The sequence below is a fragment of the Alteromonas sp. ABH2_165 genome, assembly GCF_056159945.1.
Genome location: NZ_JBSWWF010000010.1, coordinates 1 through 15,263, shown reverse-complemented (window position 1 = coordinate 15,263; position 15,263 = coordinate 1). Strand labels below are relative to the sequence as shown.

Here is a 15,263-nt window from a genome sequence, read left to right as displayed (position 1 = left end):
AGGGCGTTCTTATTTCATGTTTTACATTAGAACGATGCTGTCAGGCCAATGTAAATTGAGCGGCCTAGCGGATCGTACATACCCGGGAACGTATTGCCGTTACCGAACGAGCTAAGCACGTTGGATACGATAATAGGAGGATCGCGGTCTAACAGGTTGTTGATACCACCACGGAAAACCAGGTGGTCGCCAACCGGAATGCTACCTGCCAGGTCGAAATAGCTATACGAGCCGATTTCTGCATTGATTTCATAATTCGTGCCTGTCAGGAACTCATTACTTTCATTCAAGCTCAGCTTCACGCTGTCCATGTAACGCCATAACAACGATACCTGTGCGTCCATCCAAGGCATCATCCAAGTTGCACGGGCATTGTGACGCCACTCAGGCACGGGCTGACCACATGAAGGACCATACAGACCTTTACAGTCGTAAGTACCCAGTCCAGGTTGAGGCTCGGTGACCATTTCGTTCAGATAGGTACCCACCAACTGCATACCCAATGAACCATACTCGCCCATTTCGTAGGTATAGTTTGCATTGATATCAACACCAGACGTTTGCAGATAACCCGTATTCAGTGTGGTTGACGTCACATAGCCATCTGTACCAAACAGCGTACCGGCGCGGCTTCGGTTGAACAGGTCACAGTAATAACTGTTACCCGTTGCAATACATTGGTTGATGATGAGGTTTGGATCGATAGAACCAATGTAATCTTCAACTTTGATGTTGTAGTAGTCCAGTGAAACAGACAGGTTTTCAACCGCTTCCGGCGTAATCACAATACCGACGGTGTAAGTGTCAGCTTCTTCAGGTCGCAGATTCGGATTACCACCATATTGCTGCACACAAGTTTCTGCAGGACATTCAATGATGTTGCCATACTGGGCTTCAGTCACGCCGGTGCGAGCACACTGTTCAAAGGTGGCTGAAGGGTTAGTACCTGCACATGGATCGGTACCGGAGTAATTACCCAAACCTTGTGAGGAAAATAGCTCAGACACATTAGGCGCACGAATCGCATGGTTGAAACTGGCGCGGAAACGCAGATCATCATTAGGCGAATAGCTCAGCTCAAACTTGTAAGTAGTTGCATCGTATTCAGATTCATTGCCTTCGTCATCGCTATTGGTGTATTCAGAATAACGCAGGCCAGCATTGATACCGAGATACTTCGCCCACGACGCATCTTCCACCAGCGGAATATCAATTTCGGTATAAACCTCGTCGACTTCAATCACGCCGTACGCGTCTTCAGTACCGTAAGATTCCGCAATTGCATCTGCTTCGAAATCCAGCACTTCTTTACGGTGCTCATAACCCACAACCATCGCAGGGCCCGTTATCGCCCATGGCAGAGAAATGTCGTAGTAATCCAGGTCGATTTGCGAGAAAGCGCTTAATACATCGAGGGTTTGCGTGCTTTCCGTAGAGTTCGATGTAAGGATGTAGTCAAATGCTTCATCTGAAATACCGCTGTAGGCGAATACATCAATAGGCACACAGGCAGAATCGCTACCATCAATGACTGAATTACAGGTTGCAACACCGTCTACGTCTGTTGCTAGCAACGCACGCGCAGCCCGCTCAGGGTTAACGTCGTTCATGAACGTTTCCTGATACAGCGCGGTTGTACGCAGGTAGCTTACGTCGTAAGTAATACCGTCGTTGATGTCACCGCGCATACCCAGATTAAAGCGGTAGTCGGTGTGACGAAGATTGTCGCGACGTGGGCGGGCATTTTCACCATCAAGTCTATAACCCACATAGGCATCGATAATCTCACTGGTGCCTGCCGACGTGCCACACAATGCCGCAGCCTGCTGGCTACTCATTAATGGGTTATCACAGTTAATGGCATAGTCGTCACCAAACCACAGTGCAGACGGTGCAATTTGTGAGAAGCTCTGATCGTCCATAAACATGAAGCTACCATACACTTCGTCGGTATCTGTTACCGCATAGTGAGTCATCATGCCGGCGGTGTAACGTCGATCGACCCGTTGAATGTAATTCAGCGGATTGTAGTTATACAGGTATTCATCGCCGTAGGTATCCCACTCTTTAGAGCCATCTTTGACATTGTTATACGACCCGCCAGTCATTGGCCCGCTTAACACAGAAAACCGGCCCCAGGGATTGTTTCCTGAACCACCACAGGCATAACCATCTAGGGTACTGTTTGCGGAAATAGCGCACGCAGAATAGTCTCGCTCACTTTGCAATACAGGCTCTGTACGACGATAACCAGCATAGAATGTGATATTCCCTTTGCCATCGACAAAGTCGGTACCAGCAGCAAAGTTAAAATCGTACTTCTCGCCGTCCCACACACTGCTGTCTGGCACTTCGTAACCATAACTGGTAACCAGATCGCGCGTGGCACTGTCGTCGTTGTTATGCTGATAGCCACTCCCCTGAACATCAAAAATGATACCGTTAAGGTCGTCTTTCAGAATAAAGTTAACTACCCCGGAAATGGCATCAGAACCATATACCGCAGACGCACCACCGGTAACCACATCAACCCGCTCTACCAGCGCTGACGGGATGAAGTTAACGTCCATCCCCATGGTAGGCAGCATGCGCTGGCCATTGACCAAAGTCAGTACGCGGTTTGAGCCAAGGTTTCGCAGGTTGATCTGTGATGTGCCGTCAGAGCCGTTAGACACGTTTTCGTTCGCGTCAGCAGTAAATTGGGGCATTTTATTCAGTACAGATTCAATGCTTGTTGCACCCTGGAATTTAATTTCCGAGTCATCCACAACAGAAATAGGGCTGTTGGTTGTGTATTCAGCGCGTTGTATGCGTGAACCGGTAACCGTTATGGCCTCTACTTCTGCACCCTCTGATGCGGCTTCCTGAGCCTGCACCATCAAGGGCGTAGCATTCATCATAGCGATGGCAGCTATCACTCCTTTTTTGATTGCAGAATGTTTAGTCATTGCTTCCTCACACGTGTTGAGCTTTATATTTTTATTGTTGGGAAGACCGTCTCTGTGTCTTCCTACGTGTACACTAAACACTCAACTACGAAGCAAAGTCAAATATATTATACGATATTCTATATAACATATCTTTTAATAACTAAGCGGACTACATTTTAGTTATTTAAATTCAATGAGTTATTCTGCTTTGTAAAAATTAGCCAACGAAGGAACTATTTGTAAGTTATCTTTATTGATTTTTTCTCGACAAAATTTTGCGTGTAGAAAGAGTAAGAGGTGAGTGAAGAGAAACGGTAAAATACTCAGATGCGGTTCAGTGCCCGCTCTTTTACCGGTAACGCGCCTTTCTCCTAAAAACCTTCTTGAGTTACCTGACAAATTCAAATATCGTATACTGTATAACAACATAATAACCAACGTAGCACCCAACACGGCAGTGTTGTCTGTATGCGCATTGATGCAGTGCAGGTAGAGTGCAACTACCCTAAAGGAAACGTTATGTGTCACCTGTGTCTAAAAGCGGATCGCCGACAGGTCCTCAAAGGAATGACTGCACTTGCAGCGCTTTCTACCGTATCGCTTACTGCCTGCTCTCGTCAGGAAACCGCAGCGGTGGCAGCCAACCCACTGCCCAAAACTGCCAGCGCCCTACCCCTGAACGATGTACGCCTGCTCGATTCAGACTTTCTGAATGCGGTTACCGCAAACAGCAATTATTTGATGGAGCTCGAACCTGACCGCTTCTTACATAACTTCCATAAGTTTGCAGGGCTGGAACCTAAAGGGGAGATCTACGGCGGTTGGGAAGGCGACACCATTGCCGGGCACAGCCTTGGCCACTACATGTCAGCTTTAGCATTACTTCATGCGCAAACCGGCAACGTCGAAGCGAAAACTAGACTGGCTTACATTATTGATGAACTAGCCCGATGCCAGCAGGCACAGGGCGATGGTTATGTGGCGGGATTCACCCGTAAACGTAAAGACAAAACCATTGTGGATGGCAAAGAGATATTCGCAGAAATTAAAGCAGGCGATATTCGCTCTGCCGGTTTTGATTTGAATGGTTGCTGGGTACCCTTCTATAACTGGCATAAATTGTATGCAGGTTTCTTTGATGCGCAGACTTACTGTGGCCTTGAAAGTGGTATCCCGGTAGCGGTGGGCCTAGGTAAATACATCGAAGACGTTTTTGCGAACCTCACCGACGAGCAAGTGCAAACCGTTCTGGACTGCGAACATGGCGGCATAAACGAGAGCTTTGCTGAACTGTATGCGCGCACTCAAGATAACCGCTGGCTGGCTCTGGCTGAAAAGCTCTATCACAAAAAAGTCCTCTCCCCGCTGGCGAACGGCAAAGATGAACTGGCTAACATTCACGCCAATACGCAGGTACCCAAGCTTATTGGTCTTGCCCGCTTATATGAATTGACCGGCAAGTCCAGCGATCAGAAAGCAGCCCACTTTTTCTGGGAAACGGTAACTAATCATCATTCTTATGTGATTGGTGGTAACGCCGATCGTGAATATTTCTTTGATGCAGACAGTATTGCCAATCACATAACCGAGCAAACTTGTGAGGCGTGCAACACCTACAATATGCTTAAACTCACCCGCCATCTTTACAGTTGGCAGCCGGATGCAGCCTATTTCGACTATTATGAGCGCGCCCACTTAAACCACATGTTGGCACAAATCGACCCCGCTACCGGCATGGTGACCTATATGACACCGCTTATGTCAGGTGCTGCCCGCCACCATTCCAGTAAATTCGATAGCTTCTGGTGCTGCACGGGTTCTGGCATGGAAACCCACGCCAAGCATGGAGATTCTATTTGGTGGCAGGGAGACGATACCTTATTTGTGAATCTGTACATTCCTTCAAAGGTTGACTGGAAGGCCGGTCAGGCTGCCATCACCATGGATACCGCTTACCCATACGCGGGTGCAGTGAATCTCACGGTGGATAAAGCGGAAAAAGCATTCCGCTTAGCCATGCGTATTCCTGCATGGGTAGGTGACGACTGGACAGTAACCGTGAATGGCGAACCCACTCAAACCGAAAAAGAAAAAGGCTACGCCTATATTCAGCGCCGCTGGAAAGCCGGTGACAAAGTGGCACTGGAACTACCACTCCCATTGCGTCTTGAGGCCACACCGGGCAACGACAACGTTGTGGCCATTCTGCAAGGACCAATGGTGATGGCTGCGGATTTAGGAAGTAGCGACGAGCCCTGGAATGGTACCGCGCCGGCCTTAGTAGGCAGCGATTTAATTGCCGGCCTGGTCAGTAAGAATGCTGATGAGGCAGTGTATCAGTCTGAAGGCATTGGTCGCCCGGCAGACATGAAGTTCTCGCCTTTTTATGCCAACCACCATCGTCGTAGCGCGGTGTATTTCGAAAAATTTACCGACGCCGAATGGGCGGATGCTGAAATTGCTTACGCTGCCGAGCAAGCGCGCCTTAAAGATCTTGCCGAGCGCTCTGTGGATGTCATGCACTTAGGCGAAATGCAGGCTGAGCGGGATCATAATCTGGAATCAGAAATCAGTTACCCTGTGGTGTACCGTGGCCGCAATGGCCGTGATGCGCGAACCGGCGGCTTCTTTAGCTTCGACTTTGAGGTCGCACCGGGGCCACTGAAACTTCAAGCGTCATACTGGGGTGAAGAACGCGCACGGGAGTTTTATATTCTGATCGACGGGGAAAAGGTCGCCACACAAACACTTGATTTTGATAAACCCGGTAAATTCTTTGACGTGGTGTACGACATTCCTGAGTCTGTTACTAAGGGCAAGAAAAAGGTGAATGTGCGTTTTGAACCCAAAAAAGGTAATACTGCCGGCCCAGTGTTTGGCGTACTGCTGTTCAAACCTAAAATACAAAGCGCATAGTCGTGGCGCAATAAGCTATTGCGCTAAGCCCACTCATAAAAAATTGCCCTGCTTTTGCAGGGCGACGTTGTTTATTGCACTACACCAATGGCCACTGGCGATTCACCTTTTTTCACTGGCGGCGTTTCATTGATCATGAGCACCGTACCTTTTACGGTAGCCTTTAATATTTGCTTACTGTTGCCAAAATAATCACTGACTTCACCAACGATTATTCCGGGTGTTACTTGCGCGCCAATTTCAACCTTAGGCGTAAAGAAGCCATCGAAGTCGCTTCCAACATAATCAATGGTTTCGTAAATGACGGCGTCGTCGTTCGCAGGCACTTCCCCAGGGATCATGTTCAGGAAAATCATCGCATTTCGGGCGACGTCCAGTGCGAACTGAATCGATGCTTCTTCGCGCTGCTGATTATCGCCAATTTCAGTGGTTAAACTCGGCTTACCTCGCGTCATGCCCGTATTTGGAAACGAAATTGAGTTTTCAGGGTCACGCGGACGGTCGCCATACATGATGATTTGTTTCATACCGGTGGCTTTAGCAAATTCGAATGTCAGCGCATCCAGCTTCTCATCACCCACAAACGGCGAATAAACGTGATCATAAAGTTTCTGATTCGCGCTGCCAGAGTGCATATCGATAAAGAAATCCGCCTTTTCGATAAACTCACGGGTCAGTAGCGCTGCAATTTGCTCAGTAGCGGTACCGTTTTCGCTACCCGGAAACTCGCGGTTCAGGTTCTTGTTATCCTTCGGGTTCAACGCCAGACGACGGGCATGGAAACCGTCCAGATTCGCCAGATGTAAAATGATCACCGTGCCTTTCACCGCTTTAGGATCAAGCGATTTTGCCAGGCGTTGCAGCGCAAACATCGACGGATATTCATCGCCGTGGGTTCCGGCGGCAAGCAGTAAAACCGGTCCACTCCGCTCACCGTTCACCACGGTAACAGGAAGTCGTATATCACCTTCCTGCGCGATGTAAGCACGTTTCTCGCCTACACCCGTTTTAACGCCAACAAGGGTAAAAGCCTCTTTAGCAAATACGTTTAAACTGAAACAACAAAGTGTAGCAATCAAACTTTTGCTAACAATGCACGATATGCGTTTAGATAACATAGAAAATGCGTCCTGATTAATAAAATGCGATTGGAAATGAGCAGGGCCACTGAAGGCTGGCCCTGTTGAATAAAGGATTAATTAAAATGCGTATTTTACGCTCAGTCTCGCCATGCGCGGCTTGCCGGGCTGTGTCCAGAGGGCAGAGTAAGAATTGTCGTAATATTCTTTATCAAACAAATTATCGATAACCAGACGCGCCGTCAGTGCTGGCGTTAGCTCAACAGAGCCAGCAACATCAACGGTTGTGTAGCTTGGCAGTATATACGAGGGATCAACAGCATCACCGAGTCTTTCGTCGACATAAGTCAATCCGGCGCTGAGGCTGGTGGGGTATTCGCTCACCGTTAGCTGGTGGTTCACAGTCACATTCAGCGAATTCTCCGGTACGTTCACCAATGGCGTACCTGCTGGAATTTCAATCCACCAATCAGGGCTAGTGATAGCGTTCTGGTTCGCAGCATCGATGTAAGCATAGGAAACCGTTAACATTGTGGCGTCGCCCAATGCCGCATTCAGGTCGATTTCCACACCTTCACTTTCTACTTCTCCCACTGCAAAGTTGGCACCGCTAACCGGATCTACCGAAAGGATATTCGACTTCTCAGCGTGGAAAACCGCAATCGTGCCAGTAATTGATTCATTGTCGGTGCTGAACTTTAAGCCACCTTCATAAGAGATACTCTCTTCAGGTTCAAAAGAATTGCCGTTGATATCGGCGCCGCTGTTCGGTCTGAAACCCTCCGAGTAACTTATGTAAAACGAGTAATTGTCGTTAGGTACATACACGGCGCCCAACCTTGGACTTGTCGCGGAGCGGTCTTGAGATGTCACCACATCGCTAATTAGGTTATGACTATCCAGGCTGAAATCATCAAACCGCAAGCCCACCAGCAACTTAAACTCATCAGAAACATCGATTTGGTCCTGAATATAGATACCATAAGCTTGCTGGTCTTCTTGTACATCCGTAACCAGGGAGAGAGGCGCATCAGCGGGAGAAGATAACCCGTATTGTGGGTTCAGGTAATCGACATTGTAAGTGGTGTCGTCAGCAGTTGTCCGCCACCGGTTAAGCGACTGGTGGTAATCATAGTCGTAGGCGTCGGCGCCAACAAGAACGTGATGCGTAACATTGCCGGTATTCAGCTCACCACTCAGTTCAAAGCGGCCTGATAAATCTGTGGTGTCGTAGTCGCGATACCGACGCTGGCGACTTAATGTTTCGCCATCAATTAATAGTTGCTGACGACCCGGAGCCACTTCAGGTTCAGTGGAATACCCTTCAAACGATGAATCGCGGTAACTAATACCACCGTTAATACTCCAGTTCTCATTAATTTTACTCTGCATGGAAACCTGGTGCGCAATGCCTTCGATAGTCATTGGGCCATCTGAAGGCTCGCCGTAGAACGTATCGATAGGCACAAGCCCAAACTGGCTATTGAGGATAGGGATACCACGGTCGAATAATGCTTCCTGGTCGATAATTTCTAATTCGTAGAAGAAGCTGGTGTCTTCATTCAGTTGATAAACAACCGACGGCGTAAAAAACAATTTTTTACTGTTCAACGTATCCCGGAAGCTGCCTGCATCTTCGTACGCGCCATTAGCGCGAAATGCGATATCAGCTGTCACAGCGTTAGTGTAGTCACCTTCTACGCGATAGAGATCGTAGCTACCTACAGTGGCTTCAACATACCCTTCTTCAGCGAAGGCTGGTTTTTTAGTGATGATATTAATAGTGCCGCCTGGTTCACCACGACCATAAAGTGCAGAGCCCGGCCCTTTCAGTACTTCGATAGACTGGATACTGGACGCATCGCGTTTCCCGGTAAAACCGCGACCGGTATTGAACCCGTTCACCAGATACCCGGAAGGACGGTTGCCGTCGCCCGCAAAACCACGAATCGCAAAACTGTCCCAAAGGCCACCAAAGTTATTCTGACTCGAGATACCACTGGTAAACTTAAGTGCACTTTGCAGGTCAACAATGCCCATTTCATCTAACATTGCTTCGGAAATAATGTCGACAGATTGTGGCAGTTCCTTCAGCGGTACATCGCCTCTGTATGCCTGACGTTGTTTCACAACGGAAATATGTTCCAGACTATCGCCATCATTGTTGTCGGTTTGGGCCCAAACTGGCAATGTAGAAAAGCTCGTCAGCACGGCTAGCGCTAATAGGCTTTTCGCAGGTTTTACATGTAATTTACGCATTTTAATTTTTCTCGTAATAGCTTTAATTTATAGGGGAAAAAACAGGGCGACTATCAAGCGAAGCCTCACTGTATTCAATTCCATTGAACATCAGCGGATAATAAAACTGGCGCAGCTCGGCGTGATAATCTCTGACCTGCTGTTCGTATTCCCAGGCAGCAGGCGCATCAGTACCCGCCCAATGCGTGAGTGTGCGCTGAAACAAAGTGGCAGGTGAAAGCCAGGCAACCTTACCCGCAGCAGCATATTTGCTTTCTGCGGTTTGTTGGTAAGCCCGAGACAGCGGCAACGCCGTTTCATCACCAACCTGCTGAAACGCGAAATACCATTTCCATTCAAACAACGCATTCACTTGTGTTTTCCCTTCCCATTCAGGATGAGAAGCGACAAATGCATCCATGGTTGTTTCAATGGGCAAGTCCCACGCGTCGTTCACGGCTTCTCGTTGGGTCATCAGAATATCGCCGCCTTCGGGGCCGTGATAACTATGATCGATAACCTCATTACCTACAGCTGGAATGATAAAGGTTGAAAGCAGCCAAAAACCGAGAAGGAAAGATGCCAAAACTGGGGCAGGATAACTAAAGCGGGCTGCCCAGTAGGCGAGCAGCGACCAGATGAGCATGTACACAAACACACTGAAAGTCACCAGCAGGGTTAAATCGAACGACACGCCGTTGACTGCCGCGCCACCGATAAAGGGCATAATTAGCACCAGCCACAAGCTCAATAGGATTATTGCCGTTCTCAAAGGCCAAAGGCTCAACGAGCTGCGTGCAGTAGTTACAAGAAAATCCAGTCTTCCGGCAGCACGTTCAGAAGCGCGCAGATCATGCAGTAGTAAAATCAGCAATAGTGGCGCGAACACGGCTATTACAAAGGCAAAATCAATGCGTCCAGCCAATGCCAGTTCAGGATTTTGAGTATCGGACTCATGTATTTGTCCTTCCAGAGCCAGCATACGCACCCGGTGTTTCCACGGATAAACATCGCGTACACCTAAGGCAGCAAAAGCCAGCGGTGATGGAGGCGCATACGTTAGATGGAAAGTGTAATAAGCAATATAGCCGTAATCATGATGTTGTTTAGTGACATCGGCACGGTCAATTTCGTCGGCCTCAAGCAGTCGCTCGATGGTGGCTGATTGCTGAGCCACTTCCACACTGCCAGTCCAGACGGAAAACAATGACAGTAAAAAACCTGCCAAAAGAATAAACAGAACGCTTTTTTTACGTAAAACAAAGGCGGCTTCACGACAGATATCTACCCAGCTCATAGTCGTCTACCTGCAAATATAATCATACCCACGACGACAGCCAGGGCAAAAAACAACTGTACGATGGCCATCGCACTGTTAGCGAAACGCGCCTGGGCTGAAAGAGGCGTGAAATGAAAATCATCTAACATCTGCCAATTCACGGCGCTTACTGTTGCCGCTTTCTTCGCCTCAGCGCTAGTGTATTTATTCGCATCCTGCTGGTATGTGATACCTTCAGCATGCAGTTTATTCAGTGTTTGAACAAAGTCGAAGCGCACAGCCTCCGCTTCGCGCAGGAATCGTTGATAGTTTTCTAAATCTGTACCGGCCAATTTCATCGATGCGGTTTGTACTGCAATAACCGGAGATATCCAGCCAAACCGCCGAGCGATATCGGCTTGTGCAGATTCACGCTGCATCTGTTGTTCAGCAAAGTCATTCAGAATTTCGGTATGATGCGCTTCCGACCGTTGCGATACGATACCTCTAAAATTCACCGGGAGCTCTTCTACACTATCCACATCGTATTTTGCTAAAAGGTTATCTTTCATGGCTTTGAAAGCGGGGTCGTTAGCATTGTGCGCATCGCCAGTTTCGCGAATGCTCTTAAGCACAGCAAAGTCAGTCTCAAGCTTTCCTGGTGATTCAACAGCAACGCTGGCGGTGTTACTGGCAATACGCGGTAATACCAGACACAGTAAAATCCATACCGCTGTTAAACCGCTAAAACTGGCACTGTTGGTGGTTGTGAGAGTTGATACCAACAGTACAATGCCACACCACACCGCGAGATAAAGCAGATAGCTAAACAGAAACGCGACAACGGGCAACAATGCTGCCCCGTTAGTAAGCGATATGCCTGCGCCAACAATCAGCGGCGCCAGCACCATTAATCCAGCTCCGGTTAACGCAGTAGCTTTACCTAAGATAAGGGTAAGTGGCGACACGCCCTGTACTTTTAGAAAATCCAGTGTTCCCGCTTCGCGTTCCCGGGTCATTACACCGAATCCCAACACAATCAAAAGCAATGGCGTGAGCACTTGCATTACGTAAGCCGGGGTGAGCTTACCGAGCCAGTTTAACCCGCTACTCTGCTTCTGATCGGCGAACGTCGCACCGTTCTGGCGATGTCCTTCAAGAAAAATAGCGTTCCCGGTAAAAGAATCGATGCCAGGATCAAGGGTACTCAACGGCGTGGGCGTTCTGAAAACGTAATGACCATAGTGCACCATCCGATGAGGGTGGCGATCGGGTTGTTCTTCAAAAGTCTGTTTCGCTTCAGATTGCATATGCTGGCGCTGTTCAGCTTTATGGCTAACCGACGATTGAGTAACCCATACCGAAGCAGCAGCCAGAATAACCGCAATAACGAGTACCGTTTGGGCAAGTGACGAGCGCCCCCAGTACCGCCATTCATCTTTGGCAATTGCTAATACTGTTGAACTCATTAGTTTACCCCTTGGGTAAACGCTTTATGCACGATTTCAGAGTCGATGGTGCCGTTTTCTGGCGCATCGAACATGCCGACAATTTCGCCATTACGCAGCAACCCTATTCGGTCAGCCACATGACAGGCGCCATAGACATCATGCGTCACCATTAAGATCGTTGCGCCCTGCTCTGCAAGCTGCTTAACCAAACGGTTAAACTCATCGATGGCAACCGGGTCGAGACCAGAGGTGGGTTCATCGAGAAACAAAATGGGCGCTTCACGCAGTAACGCCAGTGCAATTGCCGTCTTCTGGCGCATGCCTTTGGAATAACTCCCCAATGGCGAGCGCCAGGAAACTTCTTGAAGAGCCACACGCTGCAATGCACCGGCAATTTCGTTGTCTGTCATTGCCTTGCCAGACAGAGATAAAAAGTAACGAATATTTTCGATGGCATTTAGGTGCGCATACAGCATCACAGATTCAGGCAGATAAGCCACCTTGTCGCGCACAATTTGCGGTTGTGAATGTACATTGACTCCGAACAGCGAAACGGCGCCTGATGACGGCGGCATCAAGCCGAGAAAGGTTTTGATAGTGGTGGACTTACCGGCGCCATTACCACCCAATAGAGCCAGGACTTCCCCTCGATTTACACTGAAGGATACATTTTTTAATATTTTTTTAGATTTCACATCAACGCAGAGATTTTCCGCATTAATCATAACGTCACTCATTTTTGTCACCTACACACATGGGTAACGTTATACTATATCATTCAGGTACAGCTAGCTACTTTTGCGATTTAATAACGGTATTTTAACGCAGTGCAAAAAAATGAAGAAAACGACACTTTCAACAATAAAATCAATGGCATGAAAACCTGCATTCATGCCCTTTTGACACTGTTAATACCATGAATAGCAATTTTTTAAGATAAATAGAATAAGATGCCCGTTTTTGACACCAAAAGAGAAATAGAGTGATTTCCATTTCGGGGATGGGAAGCACAAATTCAGATTAAAGATTTACCACCATCGACAGTAACCACTGTACCAGAAACATAACTCGCATAATTTGAGCTCAAAAAAGCTATCACGTTGGCAATTTCAACTGGGTTGGCCAGCCTTTTTAAGGCCACAGTCGAGGCAAGTTCATTGGTATACGCTTTGGCTGATTTACCCTCAAGCTTGCCCCGCGTACTTAATGCATCACGGAGTAGCTCGGTATCCGTATATCCGGGAGCGACAGCGGTTACACAAATACCGTGTTCACCGAGCTCTTTTGCTAAAACCTGAGTCAGACTATTCACACCGGCCTTGCTCACCGAATATGCTCCATTCCCATATTCACCGGTTCTTCCAGCAATGGAAGAGACATTGATGATGCGACCTTGTTGAACCCGGTTTTTTACCATAGTGTTCGCCGCCTCTGTTGACATCACGTAGGCGGCCTTTAGATTCACATCCATTACTTTATCCCAATCAGACTCATGTATGTCCCTCAGGGTGGATGATTTTGAAATACCTCCACAGTTGATCAGTACGTCGATACGACCAAACAGCTCGTTGCACCGTGTAACAAACCCACGAATAGCCTGCATATCAGCCAAATCCACCACCAAAGACTTTAATTCACCGGAGCCTTTCACAGCAGAAAGCTGTGCCTGTGCGAGATCTAGCTTTTGTTTGTTGGAACTGGCGATGATTACATCCGCACCCGAATGACGCAGTAATTCAGCAACTGCTAAACCGATTCCGCTCGATGCGCCTATCACCACACACTTACGACTTTGAAATGATATTTCCATACAAACACCTACGCGATATTTTTATTTCAAAAAAAGAAGTATATGACAATGCCCGGTAGAATTTGAAGTGAAAATCTGGGTAGACTGGTCATCACAGCTGCAGGTGACGACACTTAAAACTAAGGAAACTGCGAATAAGTCCCGCAGTTTAACGCTTAGTTAAGCCGCAGCATCACCTGTCTAATTTTTAAACTCTAATTTTGCAGTTTAGGCTAATATACCGCTATTTTAGGCCGGATTTCGGGCTATTCCCGGATTTTAGACGGATCTTGGCTGTCTGAAATCCGGGAATATCCCGGAATAAGGCCGAAATCAGACCTAAAAAGGTAGCATATTGGCTTAAATTGAGAATTTAGCGTTCAAAAATTAGACGGTGAATGCAAAGGCTGGTTCAAGAACTAAATTGCGGGACTTATTCGCAGTTTCCCTAGTTGCTTTAGTTCTTTCTTTGTTATCACTTAGTACTCCTTGAGAGTGCTAACTCCCAAATAAGAAGCGCAAACACTGCAGCTATAATCTGAACGAAGTGACGGAAGCCTGCGTTCTATTGTCCCACTGGCTTGGTTGTTTATTAAGGCACAATTGCGGCCAAAGCTGGAAGGAAAGGCGCAACTACAGGCCCGTACACCTGCATATGATCAGCTACAAACGACATAAAATTATTATAGTGAGTTTTATAGCTGTTAGTCCCCTGTGTATCTCTCATGTTTTCAACAGTGCCCGTAATTTTTTCTTTTGATTCCGAAGCGTCATTTGTCTTCATCAATGCATGGAGTAGCTCGTTAAAAACCTCATTATTTTGAGTTGTTGTTGCGTGTTGGTTTACATTATTGCTTCCAGTCGCAACATTTTGAACATTTCCCGTGATGTAAGTATGGAAAATCTGTTGAACTTTCTCTTGGTCAACGGGCTGAGAATTGATTGGTGCTTCACCGGCATCTGGATCCTCAGATTCGATTTCTAAAACAAAATTTAAGACATTGTTCCTAATCTTATCTAGGATTCCAACCAATGCATTTACAGGTATAACCTTCCAAGCTTGCATGCAATTCATGCCTTGATAGATATTCATACCAAAGTGGGCGGTCACATCAGCTGGCCAAGGCTCCTGAACCGTGCCGCCATCGGATGCTTCAATCAAAGATTCGATAGAAGAAATAGGTTGAGCTAAGTGACTGGTGAATAATTCATCTCTGAAATTTTCCGAAATGCACCTACTGGGGATATCAGCATTTCTGATGCCTGAACCAAACCCTCCGGAATAATGGCCTTTGCATCCAACCGCCATTATTCGATATTCGGGTATTTCTGATTTTTCCGGATACCCATTTAATTCGTTTTCGACCCATGATTTGAATTCACTACTACCAAGTCGAACTGCGAGAATTTTACACTTTCTAAGCAATGCTCCAATAGGTTCTCTTGCATCTACTGCTGAATCCTGAATTTCTCTCAAAAGCGACATCAACCCTCCTTGTGCCCGAACGTTTATTACTGAGATTTCATAGTATCACCCGTTTCCACTGAAAAAACACATTCTGTGTTTTCGCAGGAAAAAATATCAAATGTCCGCTTCACGTA

General features: G+C 47.3%; 9 protein-coding genes. 1 reads left to right on the top strand and 8 read right to left on the bottom strand.

All coding sequences use genetic code 11. The features are described 5' to 3' along the window. Nucleotides 1-26 precede the first annotated feature (26 nt). Nucleotides 27-2,948 carry a TonB-dependent receptor domain-containing protein gene (locus ACXAFQ_RS18175; RefSeq protein ID WP_474824816.1) on the bottom strand — a complete coding sequence of 974 codons (2,922 nt, stop codon included), beginning with the start codon at nt 2,946-2,948 and terminating at the stop codon, nt 27-29. Between the two features lie 549 nt (nt 2,949-3,497). On the opposite strand from ACXAFQ_RS18175, the gene ACXAFQ_RS18170 reads away from it, so the two are divergent. Continuing rightward, complete coding sequence (locus tag ACXAFQ_RS18170; RefSeq protein ID WP_474824814.1) at nt 3,498-5,846, top strand: beta-L-arabinofuranosidase domain-containing protein; 2,349 nt, start codon at nt 3,498-3,500, stop codon at nt 5,844-5,846. A 71-nt stretch (nt 5,847-5,917) separates the two neighbouring features. Here the strand turns inward: ACXAFQ_RS18170 and ACXAFQ_RS18165 are convergent, their stop codons facing one another. The 7 genes from ACXAFQ_RS18165 to ACXAFQ_RS18135 all read right to left on the bottom strand — a co-directional run bounded on the left by ACXAFQ_RS18165 (nt 5,918) and on the right by ACXAFQ_RS18135 (nt 15,147). Continuing rightward, entirely contained in the window at nt 5,918-6,964 is a 1,047-nt protein-coding gene (locus ACXAFQ_RS18165) for a M14 family metallopeptidase (protein WP_474824813.1), read from the bottom strand. Between the two features lie 81 nt (nt 6,965-7,045). Next, a complete protein-coding gene (locus ACXAFQ_RS18160) occupies nt 7,046-9,184 on the bottom strand; it encodes a TonB-dependent siderophore receptor (RefSeq protein ID WP_474824812.1) in 2,139 nt (712 codons plus the stop codon). Between the two features lie 22 nt (nt 9,185-9,206). Then, nucleotides 9,207-10,460, bottom strand: coding sequence for a DUF3526 domain-containing protein (locus ACXAFQ_RS18155; RefSeq protein ID WP_474824811.1), 1,254 nt, complete (start codon nt 10,458-10,460; stop codon nt 9,207-9,209). After that, a complete protein-coding gene (locus ACXAFQ_RS18150) occupies nt 10,457-11,890 on the bottom strand; it encodes an ABC transporter permease (protein WP_474824810.1) in 1,434 nt (477 codons plus the stop codon). Before ACXAFQ_RS18150 ends, ACXAFQ_RS18155 begins: the two co-directional genes overlap by 4 nt. Next, complete coding sequence (locus tag ACXAFQ_RS18145) at nt 11,890-12,609, bottom strand: ABC transporter ATP-binding protein (protein WP_474824809.1); 720 nt, start codon at nt 12,607-12,609, stop codon at nt 11,890-11,892. Before ACXAFQ_RS18145 ends, ACXAFQ_RS18150 begins: the two co-directional genes overlap by 1 nt. A 278-nt stretch (nt 12,610-12,887) precedes the next feature. Beyond that, complete coding sequence (locus ACXAFQ_RS18140; protein WP_474824808.1) at nt 12,888-13,682, bottom strand: SDR family NAD(P)-dependent oxidoreductase; 795 nt, start codon at nt 13,680-13,682, stop codon at nt 12,888-12,890. A 571-nt stretch (nt 13,683-14,253) separates the two neighbouring features. Further along, nucleotides 14,254-15,147, bottom strand: coding sequence for an AbiTii domain-containing protein (locus ACXAFQ_RS18135; protein WP_474824807.1), 894 nt, complete (start codon nt 15,145-15,147; stop codon nt 14,254-14,256). Between the last annotated feature and the right edge of the window lie 116 nt (nt 15,148-15,263).